Here is a 22,064-nt window from a genome sequence, read left to right as displayed (position 1 = left end):
TTCCGGCGGTGCCGGTCACGTGTCTGACCGGCAGCGGCCGCAGCCCTTGCCGCGCGGCGCCCCGCGCATACCTTGGACGGGGGTTCGCAGGAACGCACGCCGCCTACCGCCGACCGGGGACTGCGCGCCGCCACCGCCCGAACCGCCGGAGCCGTTCGACGACGCACGATTGCGCAATCCACTCCTAATCCCCGAAACGCACAGTTAACGGTGTTGATCACAAAACCGCGGTACCCGAACCAGTAACCTGGGCCGCGGCGGGGTCGGACAACGACGTCCGACCGCTGAACCGCACCTGTGCGCACAGGTTTCCCGCGCCGGCGATCCGGAGAGCGGGACACGACGGGGGCGCCCACCCGGCGTCCGACAACTCCACATGACCCGACGTCCCGGATCCGCCCGCAGATCCGGGGCCGGCCCCCTACGACTCACAAGGGAGTGAGGTCGCACGATGCCCGGCCAGCCAGACGCCGTCCAGGACCGATTGCTGCGCGAGGCCGTCGCGCACTGCTCCGGTCGGCCTCCGTTCACCGGCGATCCCGAGCAGACAGCGCGGTTGCTCGGGAACTACTACCGCCACGTGGCCACCGAGGAGCTGCAGGAGCGCGACCCCGCCGACATCTGCGGGCCCGCGGCATCGCACCTGGAGTTCGCCCGGCACCGCCCCCGGGGCCGGGCCAAGGTCCGCGTCTACACCCCCATGCGCGAGCGCGACGGCTGGGAGACCGGCCACTCGGTGGTCGAGATCGTCACCGACGACGCCCCCTTCCTCGTCGACTCCGTCACCATGGAGCTGGGTCGCCGGGGCATCGGCTACGACCTGCTCATCCACCCCCAGCTCAAGGTCGCCCGCGACGTCGCCGGCGAGCTCATCGAGGTCGAACCCGCGCCGGACGCCGACGCCGGCGGCCTGGTGCCGTTCCAGGAGTCCTGGATGCACCTGGAGATCGACCGCCGCGGCGACCCCGCCGCCCACAAGGAGCTGGCCGCCGACCTCGAACGCGTGCTCGCCGACGTGCACAGCGTCCACGAGGACTCCGGCCGGATGCGCCGCCGCGCGCTGCTGCTGGCCGACGAGGTCGCCGCCTCCGCCGAGCGCCTGGCCGCGGGCGGCGTCGACACCCGCGAGATGTCGGAGAGCGTGGAGTTTCTGCGCTGGGTGGCCGACCGCCACTTCCACTTCATGGGCTTCCGCGAGTACCTGCTGGTCAGCGAGTCGGCCAGCGCCGACACCCCCGCCGCGGCCGACGAGGACTCCGAACGGCTCGGCCTGAGCCCGCGCCCGGGCACCGGACTCGGCCTGCTGCGCTGCGACGCCCCGGCCTCCGAGAGCTTCGCGGCCCTGCCGCCCGAAGGCCGCGCCAAGGCCCGCGAACCCCACGTGCTGGTGCTGACCAAGGCCAACTCCCGCGCGACCGTGCACCGCCGCAAGTACCTCGACTACGTCGGCGTCAAGCGCTTCGACGAGCAGGGCCGCGTGGTCGGCGAGCACCGCTTCCTGGGCCTCTACACCCACGAGGCGGTCACCACCGGCATCTCCCAGATCCCCATCCTCAAGCGCAAGCAGGCCGAGATCCTCGACCTCGCCGGCTTCGACCCCGAGAGCTACGACGGCAAGGACCTCGTCGAGATCCTGGAGGGCTTCCCGCGCGAGGAGCTGCTCCAGGCCCCGGTCGACCAGCTCTACGACATCGTCCTGGGCGTGCTGCGGCTGCGCGAGCGCCGCGGCACCAAGCTCTTCCTGCGCCGCGACCCCTACGGCAGGTTCATGTCCTGCCTGGTCTACATGCCGCGCGACCGCTACAACACCGACGTCCGGCTGCAGATCCAGCAGGTCATGAGCCGCGCCTTCGAGGGCGCCACCATGGACCACAACGTCACCGTGGGGTCCGCGCCCTTCGCCCAGCTCTACCTGGTGGTGCGCGCCGAGCGCGGCGGCCTCCTCGCCGACGTCGACCACGCGGCGCTGGAGGCCGAGGTCGTGGCCGCCACCCGGTCCTGGGACGACGACCTCGACCGTGAGCTGGTCGCCCGCCTGGGCGTCGAGCGCGCGGGCCGGCTCATGCACGACTACGGCTCGGCGCTGCCCGAGGGCTACAAGGTCGACACCGACGCGGCCGTCGCCGTCGACGACGTCGACCGCCTCGACCGGCTCGACCGGGACGAGCTCGCCGTCAACCTCTACCGCCCCGAGGCCGCGGAGCCGGGCGAGTGGCGGCTCAAGGTCTACCGCAAGGGCGACCCGATCTCGCTGTCCCGCGTGCTGCCGCTGCTGGAGGACATGGGCGTCGAGGTGCGCGACGAGCGCCCCTACGGCATCACCGGTCCCGAGAGCGGCCGCGCCTGGATCTACGATTTCGGGCTGGCCCCGATCACCGACGCCGTCGAGATCCCCGCCGAGCGCCTGAAGGCGCTGTTCGAGGAGGCCTTCACCGCACTGTGGCAGGGCCGGGGCGAGTCCGACCGGTTCAACGCGCTTGTGGTGCGCGGCGGCCTCGACTGGCGGCAGCTGACCATCCTGCGCGCCTACGCCAAGTACCTGCGCCAGACCGGGAGCACCTTCAGCCCCGCCTACATCGCCGATGTGCTCGTCGCCAACGTGCACATCGCCAACCTGCTGGTGCGCCTGTTCGAGTCCCGCTTCGACCCCGACCTCGGCACCGGCCGCCGGGAGCGCAGCGAGGCCATCACCGAGGAGGTCCGCGGCGAGCTGGACCAGGTGGCCAGCCTCGACCAGGACCGCATCCTGCGCTCGTTCCTCGCCGCGATCGAGGCCACTCTGCGCACCACCTACTACCAGGGCGGCGCCGGGGCCTCCAAGCCCTACCTGGTCTACAAGCTCGACCCCCGGCGCATCCCCGACCTCCCCGCGCCCCGCCCGCGCTACGAGATGTACGTCTACTCGCCGCGCATCGAGGGCGTCCACCTGCGCTTCGGCGCGGTCGCCCGCGGCGGGCTGCGCTGGTCCGACCGCTTCGAGGACTTCCGCACCGAGGTCCTCGGCCTGGTCAAGGCGCAGACCGTGAAGAACTCCGTCATCGTGCCCAGCGGCGCCAAGGGCGGGTTCGTGTGCAAGCGCCTGCCCGTCGGCGGCGACCGCGACGCGGTCCAGAGCGAGGTGGTCGCCTGCTACAAGCAGTTCGTCAGCGGCATGCTCGACGTCACCGACAACCGCGTCGGCGGCCGCATCGTCCACCCCGACCGCATGGTGCGCTACGACGGCGACGACCCCTACCTGGTGGTCGCCGCCGACAAGGGCACCGCCACCTTCTCCGACATCGCCAACGGCATCGCGATCGAGCGCGGCTTCTGGTTGGGCGACGCCTTCGCCTCCGGCGGGTCGGTGGGCTACGACCACAAGGCGATGGGCATCACCGCGCGCGGCGCCTGGGAGTCGGTCAAGTACCACTTCCGCGAGCTCGGCACCGACGTGCAGAACGAGGACTTCACCGCCGTCGGGGTCGGCGACATGTCCGGCGACGTGTTCGGCAACGGCATGCTGCTCTCCCGGCACATCCGGCTGGTGGCCGCGTTCGACCACCGGCACGTCTTCCTCGACCCCGATCCCGACCCGGAGCGGTCCTTCGCCGAGCGCCGGCGCATGTTCGAACTGCCGCGCAGCACCTGGGCCGACTACGACACCCGGCTGATCTCCCCGGGCGGCGGGGTGCATCCCCGCACCGCCAAGTCGATCCCGGTCACCCCCCAGGTCCGCCAGGCCCTGGGCATCGAGCACGGCGTCACCGCGCTGGCGCCCTTCGAGCTCATCCAGCGCATCCTCACCGCGCCGGTGGACCTGCTGTGGAACGGCGGGATCGGCACCTACGTCAAGGCCGCGTCGGAGTCCGACGCGGCGGTCGGCGACAAGGCCAACGACCCGGTTCGGGTCAACGGCGCCGACCTGCGCTGCCGGGTCGTGGGCGAGGGCGGCAACCTCGGCCTGACCCAGGCCGCGCGCATCGAGTTCGCGCGCAACGGCGGCCGCGTCAACTCCGACTTCATCGACAACTCCGCCGGCGTCGACACCTCCGACCATGAGGTGAACATCAAGATCATGCTCGACCGCGAGGTCGACGAGGGCAAGCTCGCCAAGTCCGAGCGCGACGAGCTCTTCCTGAGCATGACCGACGAGGTCGCCGAGCTCGTGCTGGGCAACAACCAGGCGCAGAACGCGGTGCTGGCGGCCGCGCGCAAGCAGGCGGGCGCCATGATGCACGTCCACGCCCGCTACATGCGCCGCCTGGAGCGCGAGGGCAAGCTCAAGCGCAAGCTGGAGGAGCTGCCCGACGACAAGGAGATCGCTCAGCGGCGCAGCGCGGGCCACGGCCTGACCGGCCCGGAGTTCGCCACGCTGCTGGCCTACACCAAGAACACGCTCAAGGACGAGGTCGCCGACTCCGAGCTGCCCGGCGACCCCTACCTGCGCCGGACGCTGGTGGAGTACTTCCCCACAGCGCTGCGGCGGCGCTTCTCCGACGCCCTCGCCGAGCACCCGCTGGGCCGCGAGATCGTCGCCAACCAGGTCGTCAACGACATGGTCAACCGGGGCGGCACCACCTTCGCCTTCCGCATCGGCGAGGAGCTCGGCGCCGCCCCCGACGACATCGCGCGCGCCTACCTGGTGGTGCGCGAGGTCTTCGGCCTGCGGGAGCTGTGGGACGAGATCGAGCACCTGGAGCACTGGGTCGACGTCGACGTCCAGCTGGCGCTGCTGCTGGAGGCGCGCAAGCTCGCCGAGCGCGGCACCCGCTGGTTGCTGCGCAACCGCAAGTCGCCGTTCGACCTCGGGTCGGAGATCGCGTTCTTCTCCTCGGGCGTGGCCGAGATCGTGCCGCAGCTGCCGGAGCTGCTGCAGGGCCGGGATTTGCGCCTGTTCACCGAGCGGCGCGACCGCTTCACCAAGGCCAACACCCCCCAGGAGCTGGCCGAGCGGGTGGCGAGCATGGTCCCGGCCTACTCGACCTTCGACCTGGTCTCCATCGCCCACCGCACCCAGCGGCCGCTGCCCGAGGTCGCCGAGGTCTACTTCGACCTCGCCGAGAGCCTGCAGATCGGGTCGCTGCGCGAGCGCATCATCGCGCTGCCGCGCAACGACCGGTGGGCGACCATGGCGCGGGCGGGCCTGCGCGACGACCTCTACGCCGCCCACGCCGGGCTGACCCGCGCGGTGCTGCAGAGCGGCGGGCCGGGGGAGTCGCCCGACCAGCTGCGCGAGAGCTGGATCGAGCGCAACCGCGTCGCCGTGGACCGCGCCGAGCAGACCCTGCGCGAGATCCGCGAGACCGACCAGTACGACCTCGCCACCCTCTCAGTCGCGCTGCGCTCGGTGCGCTCGCTGCTGGTGTCCGCCGAGGAGTGATCGGCCGCGGCCCGGGCCGGTGGGGGTTCCGGCCCGGGCCGGGCGGTGCCGCGTCGGCGCCTGCGGGCGCACCGTGGCAGGCAGCGGGACTGCGACGCCCTAGACTTGGGCGTGTGGCAGACCTAGACCCCGCAGACAAAATCAAGGAACTCACCTCCACGCTGGCGAATGTGGAGGCCGTCCTCGACCTCGACGCCAAGGGGCGCGAGATCGACGAGCTGCGCGAGCAGTCTGCCGACCCGGAGCTGTGGAACGATCCCGACCGCGCCCAGCAGGTCACCCGCAGGCTGGCCAACCTGGAGTCCACGGTCAGCAAGGTCGGCACGATCCGGCGCCGGCTGGACGACCTGAGCGTGCTCTACGAGCTCGCCTCCTCCGAGGACGACCCCGACACCCGCACCGAGGCCGACAACGAGCTGGAGTCGCTGCGCTCGGACATCGGCGAGCTGGAGGTCCGCACCCTGCTCAGCGGCCCCTACGACGAGCGTGAGGCGCTGGTGAGCATCAACTCCCAGGCCGGGGGCATCGACGCAGCCGACTGGGCGCAGATGCTGCAGCGCATGTACCTGCGATGGGCGGAGCGGCACGGCTATCCCACGGAGATCTACGAGACCTCCTACGCCGAGGAAGCCGGCATCAAGTCCACGACCTTCGCGGTCAAGGCGCCGTTCGCCTACGGCACGCTGCGCGGCGAGCACGGCACCCACCGGCTGGTGCGCATCTCGCCGTTCGACAACCAGAACCGGCGCCAGACCTCCTTCGCGGGCGTGGACGTGGTGCCCGTGGTCCAGCAGAGCGACCACATCGAGATCGACGAGAACGAGCTGCGCATCGACGTCTACCGCTCCAGCGGTCCGGGCGGGCAGAGCGTCAACACCACCGACTCCGCGGTGCGCATCACCCATCTGCCCACGGGCGTCGTCGTGACCTGCCAGAACGAGAAGAGCCAGATCCAGAACCGGGCGACCGCGATGGGTATGCTGCAGGCCAAGCTGCTGGAGCTCAAGCGCCGCGAGGAGAAGGCCGAGATCGACGAGCTGCGCGGCGAGAACGTCAGCAGCTGGGGTACGCAGATGCGCAACTACGTGCTGCACCCCTACCAGAGTGTGAAGGACGTGCGCACGGGAGTGGAGAGCGGCAACACCGGCGGTGTGCTCGACGGCGAGATCGACACCTTCGTCGACGCCGAGATCCGCTGGCTGCGCAGCCAGGAGAGCGGCGAGGGCTGACCGCCGGCGGCGGTGCCCGCACCGCGGGCGCCGCCGCGCGGGCGTGTCCGCGACGCCCGGTATATGCGAACGTTACCGCGGCTTGACACTACCGATATGCTCTGTTCTGCTGTTCTGTGAACAGCCGGGGCCGATCAGCCGTGTATGGTCGAGGCCGCCCGAGCATCCGCCCGCCTCTTCAGAGCCTTCGCGGGGGTTGCGGGCCGATTTGGACATTCCGGGTTGCGATCACCTCTACACTGACGATTGGCCCTGTGGCCGGTACTGCCTCCTGCGGAACCAGTCATCCGCTGAGGTGCCCCTACCCTTGAGAACCTTGTGATGCTGCCGTGATCCATTTTGAGAACGTCACCAAGGCCTATACGACCCAGAAGCACCCCGCGTTGGAGAGCGTGTCCATCGACGTCGACAAGGGGGAGTTCGTCTTCCTCGTCGGCCCCTCCGGCTCGGGGAAGTCGACCTTCCTCAGGCTCGTCCTGAAGGAGGAGAAGCCCAACAAGGGCCGGGTGCACGTTGCCGGCAAGGACCTGGCGCGGCTGTCCAACTGGAAGGTTCCGCACCTGCGGCGCCGGATCGGATGCGTGTTCCAGGACTTCCGGCTGCTGCCGAACAAGAACGTCTTCGAGAACGTGGCCTTCGCCCTCGAGGTGATCGGCAAGCCGCGGAGGTTCATCCGCAAGGTCGTGCCCGAGGTCGTCGAACTCGTCGGCCTCGAAGGCAAGGCCGACCGCATGCCCGACGAGCTGTCGGGTGGCGAGCAGCAGCGGGTCGCCATCGCGCGGGCGTTCGTCAACCGCCCGCAGATCCTGCTTGCTGACGAGCCCACGGGGAACATCGACCCCGCTACGTCGATCGGCATCATGAAGGTGCTCGACCGAATCAACCGGACCGGGACGACCGTTGTCATGGCGACCCACGACGCGGCCATCGTCGACTCGATGCGCAAGCGCGTCATCGAGCTCGAGGACGGCGTGGTCGTGCGCGACCAGACCCGCGGCGTCTACGGGCAGGCGTACTGACGCACGGGCCTGCCAGCGCTCCCGCGTTGGTCAGTGCAGCGCGGCGAAGCCCACGAGGATGGACCCTTAACTCTCATGCGTGCACAATTCGTACTTTCCGAGATCTGGATCGGTCTGCGTCGCAACCTGACAATGACCGTGGCGGTCATCACCACGGTGGCCATCTCCCTCGCCCTGTTCGGCGGCGGTCTGCTGATCAACCAGCAGGTATCGCAGATGCGCCAGTACTGGGACGAGCGCGTGACCCTGACCATCTACATGTGCACGGAGATCTCCAACTCCACCACGTGTGAGGAGAACGGGCCCGCCACCGACGAGCAGCGCCAGAGCATCCAGAGTGACCTGGAGTCGATGAGCCAGGTCAAGAGTGTCGAGTACGTCTCAGCCGAGCAGGCATACAAGGACTTCCAGGAGCGCTTCGCCAACAACCAGGCCATGGTGGACGCCGTCCGCAAGGGCGACATCCCCGACAACTTCCGGGTCCAGCTGGTCGACCCGACCAAGTACCAGGCCGTGGCCGACGAGATGGAGGGCCGCGCGGGCATCGACTCCATCTACGACGACCAGGCGGTGCTGGAGCAGTTCTTCGGCCTGCTCGACGGCCTCACCGGTGCCGCACTGACCGTCGCCTTCGTCCAGTTGGCCGCCGCGGCACTGCTGATCGGCAACACCGTTCGCCTGGCCGCCTACAACAGGCGCAAGGAGACCGGCATCATGCGGCTCGTCGGCGCGTCGAACTTCTACATCCAACTCCCGTTCCTGCTGGAAGGCGCCATCGCCGGCCTGATCGGCGGCGTCATCGCCTCCGGCTTCATCGTGGCCGCGCGCTATCTGCTGCTGACGCGGATCCAGGAGTGGTTCCAGTTCGACGTCACACTGTCGACCGGTTCGCTGCTGTCGGTGATCGGCGTGACACTGATCCTGGGCATCCTGCTCTGTACGGTGGCCTCGTTCCTGACACTGCGGCGCTACCTGCGGGTCTAGCCTCGCAGGCGGGGGACCGCGACAGCGCGGTCGAGGAAGGGGATACCTGTGTCACGCGAAAAGGGGCGCAAGCTCATCGCGCAGAACCGCCGTGCCCGGCACGACTACCACATCGACGACACCTACGAGGCGGGCATCGTGCTCACCGGGACCGAGGTGAAGTCGCTGCGCGCCGGGCGCGCGTCCCTGATCGACGGGTTCGCCCAGGTCAAGGAGGGCGAGGTGTGGTTGGAGAACGTCCACATCCCCGAGTACGCCCAGGGCACGTGGACCAACCACGCCGCCCGCAGACCCCGCAAGCTGCTGTTGCACCGCGAGGAGATCGCCCGCCTGATCGGCAAGACCCAGGAGGCCGGGCGCACCCTGGTCCCGCTGTCGCTGTACTTCAGCGAGGGCCACGCCAAGGTCGAGATCGCGCTGGCTCGCGGTAAGCGTCACTACGACAAGCGCCGCGACATCGCCGAACGCGAGGCGAAGCGCGACATGGAGCGCGCGCTGCGGCGTCGGCGCTGAAGCGCTGTGAAAGGATCGCAAGGGTGTCCCCCCGTCACCTTCGCCGTCTGCTAGCGGCAGGAACCGGACTCGCGGTCGCCGCGGTGGTCTCGGGCTGCACCACTCAGCCCTCACCCGAGGTCGCGGTGCGCAACTTCCTGCTGGAGTGGCAGGCCGGCGATTACTCCAACGCCGCCGCCTACACCCAGGGCGACGCCGAGAAGGTCGCCGAGGCGTTGGAGGACACCCACCGCCAGCTCGACCTCGCCGGGCTGCGCTTCTCCCTCGGGCACATCACCCAGGACGGCGACACCGCCGAGGCGGAGTTCCAGGCCCAGGCCGACCTGGGCATCGGCGACCCGGTGTGGAAGTACACCGGATCGCTGTCCCTGCAGGACGGCCCCGAGGGCTGGCTGATCTCGTGGTCGCCCTCGGTCATCCACCCCGACCTCGGCCGCAACGAGCGCATGGCCGTCAGCTACGACGTCCCCGACCGCGGGCAGATCGCCGACCGCGACGGCGATCCGCTGGTAGGCACGACCTCGGTCGCCGCGTTCGGCGTCGTGCCCTCCGACATGGAGGACGCGGAGCGCGGCGTCGCCGAGCTCGCCGACCTGCTGGGCGAGGACGAGGACCCGCTGCTGGACCGCGTCCGCTCCGCGCCGCCCGAGGAGTTCCAGCCGCTGGTGCTGATGCGCGCCGGCGAGGTGACGGACAAGATCCGCCGGCAGGCCACGTCGATCCCCGGCGTGCGAACCGAGCGCCTTGAGATGCAGCTCAAACCGAAGGCCGCGGCCCCCGTCATCGGCGAGGTCGCGGGCACCGCCGAGCACAACGTCTCCTCGCGCGTGGCGGGCACCTACCAGGCCGGCGACACCGTGGGCCTCACCGGCCTGCAGAACGTCTTCCAGCAGCGCCTGGCGGGTACGGCCACCACCAAGGTCGTCACCGTCGACGAGAAGGGCGACCAGTCCGGCGTGCTGCACTCGTGGCCCGGCCTGCAGAGCGGTTCGCTGGAGACCAGCCTGGACCTCGACGTGCAGCAGGCCGGCAAGGCGGCCCTGGAGACCCTGCCCGAGCGGGGCTACATGGTCGCGCTGGACGCCCGCACCGGCGAGGTGCTCGCTTCGGTGGGCAACGGCGGAGCCGACGACGACGGCGCGTTCACCGCGGAGTACCGGCCCGGCGAGGCGTTCAGCATCGTCTCCTACACGGCCGCCCTGCGCAGCGGCGCCTACTCCCCGGGCGACACCCTGCCCTGCGACAACAGCACCGAGGTGGGCGGGCGTACTTTCACCACGCCGAACAACACCGGCCTGTCGGGCGTGCCCGACCTCACCACGAACTTCAGCTACTCCTGCACGACCGCCTTCGCCCAGATGGGCCGGAATGTCGGCGCCGGCGAGATCGCGTCGGCCGCCCGCGACTTCGGGATCGGCGGCGACTGGCGGTTGTCCGTGCCCACCTACAACGGGAGCTTCGAGCGGCCCAACTCGACCGGCGAGGCCGCGGCGGCCATGGCCGGCACCGACCAGGTGCGGGTGAGCCCGCTGACCATGGCCCTCGCGGCGGGAGCGGTCAGCGACGGTGCGTGGCATGCGCCGCGGCTGGTCTCCGGCGACGAGGCCGCGGACGTGCCGGAGGGGGCGACCCGCAGGCTCGACCCGGGTGTCGTCGAGCCGCTCCGGGAGATGATGCGCTCGGCCGTCGAGCTGAGCGCGGTCGACGCCGACGTCGGCACCGTCCCGGTGCACGGCCAGGTGGCCAACACGAGCCAGAAGGTGCGCGGCGACACCATGGCGGTGCAGTGGTTCGTCGGCTACCAGGGCGACCTGGCCTTCGCGGTGGCGGCCGAGGTGCACCCCTCCATCCAGCTCTGGGAGCAGTATGCGGCGCTGGCCGCCGGGTCGTTCCTGCAGCAGCTGCCTTACGGCTACGTCGAGAAGATGGCCGAGCAGGACCCCCAGACCACCGACGCCGGGAGCGGTCAGCAGTCCGGCCAGGCCGACGCCGGAGCCTCGCCCTCCGCGACGCCGCCCGGGGCGGGCGGCGAGTCCGCCGAGTAGAGCGGGTAACCGCGTGCCGGAGCACCCCGCCGCGGCCGCCGCCCGGCGTGCGCGGCCGGGCGTGTCCTCGGCGCGGTGGGCGGAATCGCGGCGGACTGCGCGGTGTTGTCCGAAGCGCGAAAAAAATCCGGTGAGCAGGCAACCCCAGCAGGGACGATGCGCGTCTTCACGGGTGACTGGGGACCGCAAAGGGGGTTGCGGCCCAGTCGGAGCAGGACCTCGTCTCGGGGGAGGCCCTGCCGAAAGGAAAAGGCCGGCCCGACCCTGCCGGCCGCCCTCGCGGGCAGCGTTGATGGTTCCCGTCCGCGCCCGCGAGGGATTCTTTTCTGCCCGGCCCCTTATGCGCGGCCGCCGAGCGCCCGCCGGTCCCGCTCGCTCCGCGGCGACGGGGTGGGTGCCGGTCGCGGCGCGCGCGGGCCCTCGGTCGGCCCGCCGCCGCCTTGCGGACACGGTGCGTCACGCGCGGGCGCTCCGGAGGTGAAAGATCGCGAATCGGCTGCGATACCGGGAATCAGCTTGGACCCCGGTGCGTTCTACCGGTAGCGTTGGATCAGCGGGGACACCTCGGTGGTCCCGCATGCGGGCTGCGGCCCGTTGATAACTACACAGGGGGTGATCGGTTTCGACTTTGATCGCCGTGTCAGGGGAAGCGAGCCGAGGGTTGCGACGTAACCTCGTAAATCCTGCCTCGCGCTAAATACAAGTGCCAATTCTAAGCGCACTGAGTTCGCTCTCGCTGCATAAGCGATAGCGACTCTGTCGGCCTGGACCCGTCCTCGGTCCAGTGTCCGGCATCGTTTTGAGGACTTACCGCTCGGATCAGGCCACGGGGCCCGAGCGGGACATTCACGTGGCTGGGCTCGTCAGCGACTCGTTCGCGGGAGCGCTGGAGCCGAGTAGAACGCCAACGCGAACTGCGCTCGGAGAAGCCCTGGCTCGTCATCGAAGGACGCGGGTTCGATTCCCGCCACCTCCACTCGACTCTGGGACGGCTCTGCTCGCGCGTGGTCGCGCGTGCCGGGTCGTCTCGTTGTTTTTCTGGGGGCGATGCCCGGATCCCCGTTGGGGGGCTTCGCCCCGGGGGTTCGGGTGGCGTCCCGCCACCTCCACTCGGCTCTGATACGACTCTGCCCGGGGGCCTTCGGCCTCCTCGCGGGGTCGTCTCCTCCTGTTTCGCTGCGCGGCCGCGTCGACGGGGCCGTCGACGATCCGGCGAGGGCCGAGCCGCTCATGCCGTGGTAGCGCTACGGCTGCGTTCCACCGGCCCGACGTCACGTCGACACGGCCGACCACGGCGGAGTCGAGCGGGTCACCGGGAACGCTGTCGTGGCCGGCGGCGGTCGGCGGTATGAGGTGGACCGCAGTACGAGATGGACCGCATCGTCTTCGCCACCGGGTTCGAGGCGGGCCACTCCGACGCGCTCACCGGGCGGCTGCCCGTGTACGGCGGGCCAGACGTCGGCTCGCTCGCGTTCCAGCGGCGGCTGCGCGAACGGCGGGCGGGCGCCGGGCGTCGAGGACGTCCTCGGCGACGCGGGCCGCGGCGTCGGCGCCCCGCCTCTCGCTCACTCGGGCGTGGCGCCGACGAGCCAGGCCACCTTCCCGGCGGTCAGGTCGATGCTGTCGCTGTTGCCGAGATAGACCCCGAACGACGCGATGAAGGCGTGGTCGTGGGCGCGCGCCTCGCAGAAGACGTCCTCGACGGCGGCCTCGGACTCGGGGTTGCTCACCCGGAGATAGGGCGACCCGTCGTCGATGACCCGCGCCCACACGCCGTAGCGCGTCACGGCCGTGGCCAGCCGGGAGAGCTCCGCTCGACCCGCCGAGTTCCGCGGCGGTGCGGGAGCGGGCCGGGAGTTGCTGCTGGAAGGCTGATCGACCACGGCGGCCTCCTTGGCTCGTGAGCTCGCGCGGGGCGCGCTATCACCGCCATTGTGGTCCGGTGAACAGAGGAAACTGTGTAGCGGGCCGACGACACGCCGTGTTCGCCGCTCCGGCGGCCCGCCGTGCCCCCGCCGCGGACCGAACGCCCGGCCGCCGCCGGCGCCTCGGCCGTCACCGCTCGGCACCGTGCCCGGCCGGGACCTCCGCGGGCGAGGCGTCGGCCCGGCGGGGTAGGGCCTGGGGCGCGATCTTGCCGCTGCTCAGCGGGACGGGGGTCTCGCCGCCGACCCGCTCCTGTTCGCGCCGCGGCGGATGCGGCTCCTTCCCGGTGCGCGCCGCGGCGCGGCGCAGGGACTCGGAGAGCCTGCCGGCGAGGTGCCGCGCTCGCCGGGTGCCCGCGCGGGCGCACCGCCGGGCCAGCCCGCCCGCAGGACGGCCGATCCGCCATCCCGCCGGTGTCCAGTACAGGTCGATCCCCAGCTCCGTGTACTCGTCGCCCTCGCCGACGCCGATGCGCAGCGCGCCCCGCCCGGAGGGCACCGGCAGCGTGGCGCTGAGGACCGCTGTCGGCAGCGAGCCGTGCCCGGCCGGCAGCGGCTGCGCCGTGACCCGCGCCGGTGCGCTGATGGGCTCCCGGCCCTCGCGGGCGAGGGTGAGTGTGAGCTCCCCGGGCACCGCGGCCTGCACCGCCAGCGGGACGTCCAGGCGCAGCCCCGCCGCGGTGCGGGCGACGCGCGCCGGCCGGCCCGTGCGCAGAGCGCGCCGCAGCGGGCGACGGGTGCCCGTCGTGGACAGGGTGAGCAGTCCGTGGGCGTTCCAGTAGGGGTTGGCGAAGCGCGCGCGGTCCCGGGGGCCGACGAACGCGGGCGTGCGGGTGCGCTCGGCTCCGGGCGCGCGGTCCGGGCCGAGCGCGTAGCCGCTGCCGACGCCGCCGAGGACCACGCGGGTGTCGAACCTCCAGGTACCGGCCAGGGGGCGTCCGTGGTCGGCGGTCTCGGCGTCGACGCGCATCGAGCCGGACAGCCGCAGCCGGAAGCGGCCGGGGGTCTCGGCGGGTTCCTCGCGCACCTCGTAGTCCAGCGGCAGCCGGATTACGGCCGGGTCCTCGGGCCGTGAGGCGTAGGCGCGCCAGGCCGCGGCGGGCGGCCCCTCGCCGATCTCGGCCGCCCGCTTGATCTCGGGGATCGCCGCGAGCTCGGCGGGCAGGTCCCAGTAGACCGAGCCGCCATCGCGCACGAACTCCAGCGGAGCGCCCGTCGACACCCGCTCCAGAGCCGTCTCGACGTCCACGGCGAGTTCGGAGCCGTGCCAGCGGAAGCCGGTGATGCGGGTGCGGTGCGCCACGTCCTCCTCGAACTCGGCGACCCGGCGCAGCTCCTCGGGGCCGCCGGCGGTCAGCGCGGCCAGGCGCAGTCGGGCGAACTCGTTCAACCGGGCCGCCGCCGACGCGTTCACGCGCCGCCGGACGAGGTCGCCCGCGAGCCGGTGCATCAGGGCGGTGCGGTCCTCGTCCTGGCGCAGGAAGGAGCGGCCCTGGAACAGGCCCAGCAGCTTGGAGCGCAGCCAGTGCGCGATGAGGCGGTCGCGGAACGGGCCGGGTTCGACCTGCTCGTCGATGATGTCGAAGATCCGCTCGATGCTGCCCAGGAACTCCCCGGGGTCCTTGCGGGAGTAGGAGATGTTGTTGGACTTGCCGTCGCGGACCCAGAAGTAGCAGGTGTGGTCGTGCAGGACCGATACCCGCTCGGTGGCCAGGTAGGCGCGCAGCATGAACATGTGGTCCTCCAGGCGCACCCTGCCTTCGGGGAAGGCGAGCCCGTTGTCGAGGAGGAACTCGCGCCGGAACAGCTTGTGCACGGTCAGGGTGCTCAGGAGCTGCGCCCGGGTGCGCAGCGAGCCGCCCGACATGGGCCGCTGGAAGATCTCCCGCGGCGCGGTGCGGCCCACGCCCGCCATGCGGCCGACGACGATGTCGGCGCGGTCCCGCTCGGCTCTGCGGTACAGGCGTTCGAGCGCCTCGGGGCCGAGCCGGTCGTCGTCGTCCATGAACAGCACGTAGCGGCCCCGGGCTTCGCGGACGCCGATGTTGCGCGGGCGTCCCGGCCAGCCGGAGTTGTCGATGCGCACCACCTTGACGTGGGAGTCGTCGGCGGTCTCGGCGTCCAGCAGCTCAGCCGTGCCGTCGGTCGAGCCGTCGTCGACGTAGAGCACCTCGAAGCGGTCGCGGTGCAGGGACTGCCGGCGCAGCGACTCCAGCCCGCGCATCAGCCCCTGCGCGCCGTTGTGCGTCGGTACGACCACCGATACGGCGATGTCCATCGTTCTCCCCCCGGGCGAGTTGCGGCCTCGGTCCACCGGCTACCCGGCTGCTGGCCGCGCGCCACATGCGTATCGAAGCCGGTCTGCTCCCGCAGGCAGACACTCCGAATCGGCCGCGACCTGGTGGCCGGGTTCGCCGGCGGGCCGGGCGAGGGCCCGAGGGGAGAGGGGAAGGGCGCCCGCCTCAGGGGCGGCGGACCCAGGAGCCGTGGTGCATGACCCCGGCCACGGACAGGTCGTCGTCCAGGAGCAGCAGGTCGGCCGTGCCGCCCGCCGCCAGCGACCCGACGCCGGGCAGGTTCAGCGCCCGCGCCGGAACCGCCGAGGCCGCGTGCGCGGCCGCCTCCAGCGGCACGCCCATGGTGTGCACGGCGCGCCGGACGGCGTCGGGCAGCACGATCGTGCTGCTGGCGATCTGGCCGGTCTCGGCGATGCGGGCCCGGCCGTCCTCGACACGCACCCGCAGCTTGCCGAGGGTGTACTCGCCGTCGCCCAGCCCCGTCGCCGACATCGCGTCGGTGATCAGCGCCACCCGGTCGCTGCCGGCGCTGCCGAACACCAGCCGCGCCGCGCCGGGGTGCACGTGCACGCCGTCGTTGATCAGCTCGACGGTGACGCGCTCGTCGTTCAGCGCCGCGGCGATCGGGCCGGGTTCGCGGTGGTGCAGCGGGCGCATCTGGTTGTAGATGTGCGTGGCCACGGTCGCGCCCGCGTCGAACGCGGCGCGCGCCTGGTCGTAGGTGGCCTCGGTGTGGCCCACCGCGGCGACGACGCCCTCGGAGACGGCCGCGCGGATCAGCTCCAGCGCGCCCGGAAGCTCGGGGGCCACGGTGATCATCCGCACATGCCCGCGCCCGGCCTTCAGCATCGCGGCGAACTCGGCGAGGTCGGGCTCGCGCAGCAGGGCGGGGTCGTGTGCGCCGCACTTGCTCGCCGCGATGTAGGGGCCCTCCAGGTAGACGCCGGCGAGGCCGCCGCCGTCAGCGACCTCGGCCAGCGCCGCGATCTGGTCCAGGGTGTCGGTCGGGGCGGCGGTCACCAGGCCGCCGACGAGCGTCGTGACGCCCCGGGAGCGGTTGAACTCCACCACGCGCATCGCCCCCTCGGGGTCGGCGTCGGTGAAGGCGGCGCCCGCTCCGCCGTGGATGTGGATGTCCACGGCGCCGGGCAGCACCCACCGCCCGCCCGCGTCGACGGTCTCGGTACCGCCTTCCGGCGCCTCGCCCGTGCCCAGAGCCGTGATGCGCCGGTCCTCCGAGCGCAGCCAGCCCGCTCGGACCCCGTGCGGGGTGAGCAGCCGTGCGTTCGTCAGCGTCGTCCCGGTCGGCCCTCGGCCCATGTCGCGCAACCTCCTGTGCCCGATAACACATCGATCGCCCTGCGCCGACCGGCGGGTACGGCGCGCGCGCCCCGGCCACCCCCGAAGACGGGCGCGCGGGCGTGCGCCGTGCCGATTCCGGCGCGGCGAAGGGCGGGCGGTCGCATCCGCCCACGCATTGACGATAGCCGGGACCCCGATCATTATGGGGAACATGTCCGCCGGTGAGCTGCTCGTCCAGCGCTTGCACGTCGACCTGCGCCAGCAGGCCAGCGCCCTCTGTCGCAGATAGCGCCACCGGGGAGCGACACCTTCCCGCCCGACCCGGCACCCGGGGGCGGGCCCGCCCGCACCTCCGCCCGGGCGCGCTCGGACCGCGGACGACGAGGTCACGGCTCTGATCGCCCGGTGCCCCGCCCTGTAGCACCCGTTCCCGCGGCCCCGCCCCCTCGGCGCGCTCCGGCCGCGGCCCCACTAGAGCACCGGCTCCGCCGCACCTCGGCGCGGCCCGCCCGCCGGTGAACGGCCGGACCAGCCGCACTCACCAGGAGCTACGAACATGACGCGATTCACCGTTCTCGTCGCCGACCCCGAGCCGCGCTCGGCCATCCGGGCGGCCGCATCGCACGCCGCCCACGCGCTGGCCGACGCCGTCGGACCGCTCGCACCGGGCGGCGAAGACCGCACCGACGTCGTCGACCTGGCCGAACTCGGCCCCGCTCTGCTCGCGACCCGGCCCGGCCGCGACATCGTCGAGGCCGCCGAGACCGTACGCCGCAGCGACGTGCTGCTGGTCGCCTCACCGCAGGCGCACGGCAGCTACACCGGTCTGCTCAAGGTGTTCCTGGACCGCCTGCCGGAACTGGGCCTGGGCCACGGTGTGGCCGCGCCGATGGCGGTCGTCGAGGACCTGCGCAACGGGCGCACCATCGAGGACGACCTGCGGGTGCTGCTGGCCGACCTGGGTGCCTGGGTGGTCGAGCCGGGCCTGCTGCTGAGCCGGCGCGAGCTCGCCGAGCCGCAGGGCGTCGCGGGGGCGTGGGCCGAGGTCGCGGCTCCGGCGCTCGCCGACGCGCTGTCGGTGCGGGCCTGAGCCGTCCGCCGGCGCCGCCGGCGGGTCAGCGGCCGGGGGAGGGCTGCCCGGACTGGGGGGCGCCTTCGCGCGCGGCGCGCACGCGGGCGGTGTCGGCCTCGGCGCGGGCGACGTTGCCGCGGATCAGCACCACCACGACCAGGGTCAGCGCGAAGCCCGCGACGCGCAGCGCGAGCTGCAGCGGGTCGTCGGGCAGTTCCTCGGCGAAGACCGCGGTGCCCGCGACCACCATGAACACGTTTCCGGTCACGTTGGCCACCGGCGCGGTGACAGCTGCGCGGGAGCGCTGCATCGAGGTCTGGAACAGCACGATGCCCACGGCCCACCCCACGCCGTAGAGGTAGGGGTAGGGGGAGGCGAGGACGGCCGGCACCGCCGCCGCCAGACCGTTGTCGGCGAGCAGGCCGCCGACCGCCTTGCCCTGCAGTCCGGCGGCGCCCTGCGCCAGTCCGGCGGCCGCCCCCATCGCCGCCGCTGAGACGTAGCGCCCGGCGCGCCCGGCCGCGGCCATCGCCAGGACGCATCCAAGGACCGTCGCCGCGCTGACGCCGAGGAGCAGCGGCAGGTGCGGCACCGTGCCGGTTCGCCCGCCCGACGCCAGGGAGAGGCTGAGCAGCAGCAGGGCGACCGGCATCAGCGCCAGGGCCAGCCGCTCGCCTCGGGTGATCGGCTCGCCCAGGACGAGCGCCATGATCAGCAGCATGGTGGAGATCCCGCCGGCGAAGGCGGGCTGCACCACCGAGACCGGCGCCAGGCCGAGCGAGACGATCAGGCCGACGCTGCCCGCGGCCGCCAGCGCGCAGCCGGCCACCCAACGGGGGTTGCCGAGCAGGACGCGCGCGAGGTGCAGCGGCCGGTGCACGCTGATCCCGGGGGAGCGGTGCAGGGCCCGCTGCTCGACCGTCAGGCCCAGGGAGTAGACCGCGGCGGAGACCAGCGCGGCGATCAGACCTGTCACGGGCGCCGCCTTTCGGACGGTGGCCGCGCCCTGCCCGGGCGGGCCGGGGGCGTGCGCGGCGCGAGGCTGGAGCTGACGGGGCGAGGGAACGCGGTCGGCCTCGGGCGAAGGTACCGGATGTCCACTCCGGCGCGGGCGGGTCCGGCCGGAACGGGTCGCGCGGATTCGGGCGGCCGGGTTGCTCGGCCGGTCGGATGTGCCGCCCGATCCTAGTCGACCGCGGAAATATAACAAGTTCTGTCACAGCGGGGGCTGTGGTGCGGCGGCGGACGGCCGGGCGGACGCCTCCCGGCCGGCGGGCCGGTCTCGCGGTCGCGCGTTCTCCGAGGCGATTGCTGCGGGCGGGCGGGAAGGCCGAGCCGGGGCCGGGGTCGGAGGCGAGCGGCCGCGTCCGCCCTTTTGCGGCTGATACGTGTTCTACTGGGACGGGCGCTTGCGTGCCCGTTGCCGGGGTCCGGCGCGCCGGCGGCTGTCCACAGGGCCGCACTCCGGGGTGCGGACCGGGCGCTCGGTGGAGTTCAATCGTGGGTGCGGCCGCACTGTGCGGCCCGGCCGCAGCCGGCGGCGTCCGGCCGCGGCGCCGTCGCCCGAGAACCGCCGCCGAACAGCCACGGAGGACCGCGCAAGTGCCACCCCCGACCGCGACCGAGCGCCCGAACGGGCCGGTACGGGCGACACCCCCGACACGCGACGCGCGGAGGTGATTCCAGCGTGGCCAGCGAGCACGATCCCCCCGGCCGCGTCCGCACGGCGGTCGACCGCCTCATGCGCCTCCTCGCCCGCGCGGCGCCGCGCCCTCTGCGGGACCGGCTGCGTCGCCGCGCGGCCGGCGACGCCGCCGGCCAGGGCGGCGAGCACGGTGACGGCGCCTCCCGCCATGTCCCCGGCGACGGCCCCGGCGAAGGGGAGGGCGGCGGCGCCCGATCGGACGGCGCCGCCGAGGTTCGCGCCGGCGGGGGCCGGCGCCTGGTGCGGGTGCTGCGCAGGGGCTCCGAGGACCCGCGCCCGCGCCTGCGCCCGACGCCGCTGGGGCTGTTCGGCGTCACCGTCGCCGCCATGTTCGTCACCCTGCTGCTGATCCAGAGCGTCATGGGCGACTTCCGCACCGGCGACGCCGACGGTGCCGACGGGTCCGGCGGCGCCCCGGCGACCGCCGCGCCGCCTCCCTCCGGCACCGCCCGCATCCTCATCGTCGGCGACTCGATCGTCCAGGGCAGCAGCGGCGACCACACCTGGCGGTACCGCCTCTGGCGGCACCTCAGCCACCGGTCGGGCCTCGACGTCGACTTCGTCGGCCCCCACACCTCCCTGCTCGACCTCGCCACAGGCCGTCAGGGCGCGAGCAGCTACGCCGAGCCCGGGTTCGACACCGACCACGCCGGCCGGTGGGGCGCCACAGCGGCCGGGCTCGCCCGCGACGTCGGCGAGCAGGTCGCCGAGCACGACCCCCACTACCTGCTGTTCATGGCCGGCGTCAACGACTTCGTGCACGGCGGCTCGGCCCAGGACGCGCTGTCGGCCGTGCGCGACGCCGTCACCGCCGCCCGGGTCGCCAAGGGCGGTGTCCGGGTGGTGCTGGGCGAGGTCACCCCGGTGTGGGGCAGCGGCTCCGACGAGTCGATGAACAACCGGATCGCCGAGTTCAACGCGGCGCTGCCCGGCCTCGCCCGCGACATCAGCGGCGACCGCTCGCCGGTGGTCGTCGCCCGCACCGCGGCGGACTTCGCGCCCGCACAGGACACCTGGGACGGCACCCACCCCGACGCGCGCGGCGAGCTGAAGATCGCGGCGGCGTTCGCCGACGCCCTCGCCGACCATCTCGGTCTGGGCCGACCCTACCCGCGCCCCCTGCCCGACGTGCGGACCGGGCCGCGCCGGGCACCCGAGGTCGAGGCCGAGGACACCGACGACAGCGTGCGGCTCGCCTGGGACCCGGTCCCCGGGGCCACCCGCTACCAGGTCCTGCAGCAGCGCCTGCGGCCCGAACGCGACGAACAGGTGGCGCTGCCCGTCGAGGTGTCGGCGTCGGGGGAGGGGCGGCCGTCGGTCGCGGTCGACCGGCTGCTGGCCGGAGCCACCTACGAGTTCGTCGTCCGGCCGTTCAAGGGCGACGACGGCGGTGCCCGCTCCGACCCGGTGCGGGTCCGGCACGCCGACGATCCGCCGCCGGCGCCCGACCGGGTCCGCGTCCGGTCCGACGGCAGCAGGCTCACCTGGGACGGCGTCCCCTCGGCGACCCACTACGAGGTCTGGCGGCGACCGCTGCGGTGCACGCTGCCCGAGCCGCCCTCGGCCTCGCCCCCCGCGGGCTCCCCGGAGAACACCCCCTCGCCGTCCGCCACGGCGCAGGAGCCCGGCGGCGCAGGCGCCACCAGCGGAGACGACTCCCCCGCGTGCGAACCGCGCGACGGCGAAGGGCCGAAGAACGGCGAGGGATGGGCGAGCGCGGCGGTGGTCGACGACGGGACCCGGTGGCAGATCGACGGCGGAGCCGCCGGATGGGAGTTCGCCGTGCGCGCGCACCGCGACTTCGTGCGCGGCGGCTACTCCGGGACCGTGAGCGGAGGTTCGGGGTGAGCGGGCCGCACACCCGCTCCCGCCGGCCGCTGCGCGCGCGGGCGCGACGACGGGCACCGTGGCCGCGCGGCTGAGCGCGGTCCGGCTCGGCCGCCTGCTGCCCTGGGCGGCAGGCGCGGGCGCGGGCGTGCTGGCGCTGGGCCCCGCGCTGGGGCCCGGCTTCGTGCTGAGCTACGACATGGTGGCCGTGCCCGACCCGCCCCTGTCGGCGGTGACTTTGGGCGGCGGTGGCGGGTTCCCGCGCGCGGTGCCCAGCGACGCCGTGTTCGGGGCGCTGGGGCTGCTGCTTCCGGGCGACGCCGTCCAGGCGCTGCTGCTGATGGCCGTGTTCACGGTCGCCGGCGCCGGCGCGGGACGGCTCGTCCCCGCCGGGCGGGCGGGGCCTCGGGGCGAGGCCGCAGCGCGCGCCGCGGCGGCGGTGTTCTACGCGTGGAACCCGTTCGTGGCCGAGCGCCTGCTCCTGGGGCAGTGGGCCATGCTGCTCGGATACGCGGGCCTGCCGTGGGTGGCGGCCGCGGCGGGGCGCCTGGCCGGTGCGGCGCGCCCGCCGGGGGCGCGCGACGTCGCCCGCCTGCTGCCGGCACTGCTGCCGGCGGCGGTCGGCGGGTTCTCCGCCATGGTGCTTTCCGCGCTGGTCGGACTGCCCGCGGCGGTGCTCGGCGGCATGGGCGCGGGCCGGAGGCGGACCGCCGCCCCGCGGCGCGGGGCCCGGCACCGCTTGCGCGCCAAGTCGGAGGCCAAGCGGTCTTAGGAAGACAAAACAGGC

At 73.0% G+C, this 22,064-nt stretch carries 12 protein-coding genes and 1 other RNA gene; 9 read left to right on the top strand and 4 right to left on the bottom strand.

All coding sequences use genetic code 11. From position 1 onward, the window contains the following. The first annotated feature begins 451 nt into the window (after positions 1–451). From ABEA15_RS23410 to ssrA, 7 genes are all read left to right on the top strand, one after another. The gene (locus ABEA15_RS23410; protein ID WP_345559087.1) at positions 452–5,359 is read left to right on the top strand and encodes an NAD-glutamate dehydrogenase; all 4,908 of its coding nucleotides are present in this window, start codon (positions 452–454) and stop codon (positions 5,357–5,359) included. Between the two features lie 113 nt (positions 5,360–5,472). Next, positions 5,473–6,588, top strand: a complete 1,116-nt coding sequence (gene prfB / locus ABEA15_RS23405; protein ID WP_345559085.1) for a peptide chain release factor 2 — start codon at positions 5,473–5,475, stop codon at positions 6,586–6,588. A gap of 329 nt (positions 6,589–6,917) precedes the next feature. Continuing rightward, the gene (gene ftsE / locus ABEA15_RS23400; RefSeq protein ID WP_311544078.1) at positions 6,918–7,607 is read left to right on the top strand and encodes a cell division ATP-binding protein FtsE; all 690 of its coding nucleotides are present in this window, start codon (positions 6,918–6,920) and stop codon (positions 7,605–7,607) included. Between the two features lie 75 nt (positions 7,608–7,682). Next, on the top strand, positions 7,683–8,591 hold the full coding sequence (gene ftsX, locus ABEA15_RS23395; protein ID WP_344141620.1) for a permease-like cell division protein FtsX: 909 nt from the start codon (positions 7,683–7,685) through the stop codon (positions 8,589–8,591). 48 nt (positions 8,592–8,639) lie between these two features. Continuing rightward, complete coding sequence (gene smpB, locus ABEA15_RS23390; RefSeq protein ID WP_344141619.1) at positions 8,640–9,104, top strand: SsrA-binding protein SmpB; 465 nt, start codon at positions 8,640–8,642, stop codon at positions 9,102–9,104. A gap of 23 nt (positions 9,105–9,127) precedes the next feature. After that, positions 9,128–11,149 carry a penicillin-binding transpeptidase domain-containing protein gene (locus ABEA15_RS23385; RefSeq protein ID WP_345559082.1) on the top strand — a complete coding sequence of 674 codons (2,022 nt, stop codon included), beginning with the start codon at positions 9,128–9,130 and terminating at the stop codon, positions 11,147–11,149. A gap of 608 nt (positions 11,150–11,757) precedes the next feature. Then, positions 11,758–12,128: a transfer-messenger RNA gene (gene ssrA / locus ABEA15_RS23380) on the top strand. 586 nt (positions 12,129–12,714) lie between these two features. Here the strand turns inward: ssrA and ABEA15_RS23375 are convergent. From ABEA15_RS23375 to nagA, 3 genes are all read right to left on the bottom strand, one after another. Then, a complete protein-coding gene (locus ABEA15_RS23375; RefSeq protein WP_344141614.1) occupies positions 12,715–13,032 on the bottom strand; it encodes a hypothetical protein in 318 nt (105 codons plus the stop codon). A 172-nt stretch (positions 13,033–13,204) separates the two neighbouring features. Further along, positions 13,205–15,352: a glycosyltransferase family 2 protein gene (locus ABEA15_RS23370; RefSeq protein WP_345559080.1), complete on the bottom strand. Its 2,148-nt coding sequence runs from the start codon at positions 15,350–15,352 to the stop codon at positions 13,205–13,207. A 184-nt stretch (positions 15,353–15,536) separates the two neighbouring features. Continuing rightward, entirely contained in the window at positions 15,537–16,691 is a 1,155-nt protein-coding gene (nagA, locus tag ABEA15_RS23365; protein ID WP_345559078.1) for an N-acetylglucosamine-6-phosphate deacetylase, read from the bottom strand. 538 nt (positions 16,692–17,229) lie between these two features. On the opposite strand from nagA, the gene ABEA15_RS23360 reads away from it, so the two are divergent. Then, a complete protein-coding gene (locus tag ABEA15_RS23360) occupies positions 17,230–17,763 on the top strand; it encodes an NADPH-dependent FMN reductase (RefSeq protein WP_345559076.1) in 534 nt (177 codons plus the stop codon). Between the two features lie 25 nt (positions 17,764–17,788). On the opposite strand, the gene ABEA15_RS23355 is transcribed toward ABEA15_RS23360, so the two are convergent. Next, complete coding sequence (locus ABEA15_RS23355) at positions 17,789–18,721, bottom strand: hypothetical protein (RefSeq protein WP_344141610.1); 933 nt, start codon at positions 18,719–18,721, stop codon at positions 17,789–17,791. Positions 18,722–19,432: 711 nt separating this feature from the next. Between ABEA15_RS23355 and ABEA15_RS23350 the strand changes: the two genes are divergently transcribed. Next, complete coding sequence (locus tag ABEA15_RS23350) at positions 19,433–21,298, top strand: GDSL-type esterase/lipase family protein (RefSeq protein WP_345559074.1); 1,866 nt, start codon at positions 19,433–19,435, stop codon at positions 21,296–21,298. The last annotated feature ends 766 nt before the right edge of the window (positions 21,299–22,064 follow it).

The organism is Streptomonospora halophila (genome assembly GCF_039542725.1).
GTDB classification, from domain to species: domain Bacteria; phylum Actinomycetota; class Actinomycetes; order Streptosporangiales; family Streptosporangiaceae; genus Streptomonospora; species Streptomonospora halophila.
The sequence above is the reverse complement of the archived record's forward strand: the minus strand, read 5'-3'. Positions and strand labels throughout refer to the sequence as shown.

Excerpts from the sequence above, each read along its gene's own strand:
- ABEA15_RS23410 (WP_345559087.1), top strand. The coding sequence starts at position 452 with ATGCCCGGCCAGCCAGACGCCGTCCAGGACCGATTGCTGCGCGAGGCC.
- ftsX (WP_344141620.1), top strand. The coding sequence starts at position 7,683 with ATGCGTGCACAATTCGTACTTTCCGAGATCTGGATCGGTCTGCGTCGC.
- ABEA15_RS23370 (WP_345559080.1), bottom strand. The coding sequence starts at position 15,352 with ATGGACATCGCCGTATCGGTGGTCGTACCGACGCACAACGGCGCGCAG.
- nagA (WP_345559078.1), bottom strand. The coding sequence starts at position 16,691 with ATGGGCCGAGGGCCGACCGGGACGACGCTGACGAACGCACGGCTGCTC.
- ABEA15_RS23360 (WP_345559076.1), top strand. The coding sequence starts at position 17,230 with ATGACGCGATTCACCGTTCTCGTCGCCGACCCCGAGCCGCGCTCGGCC.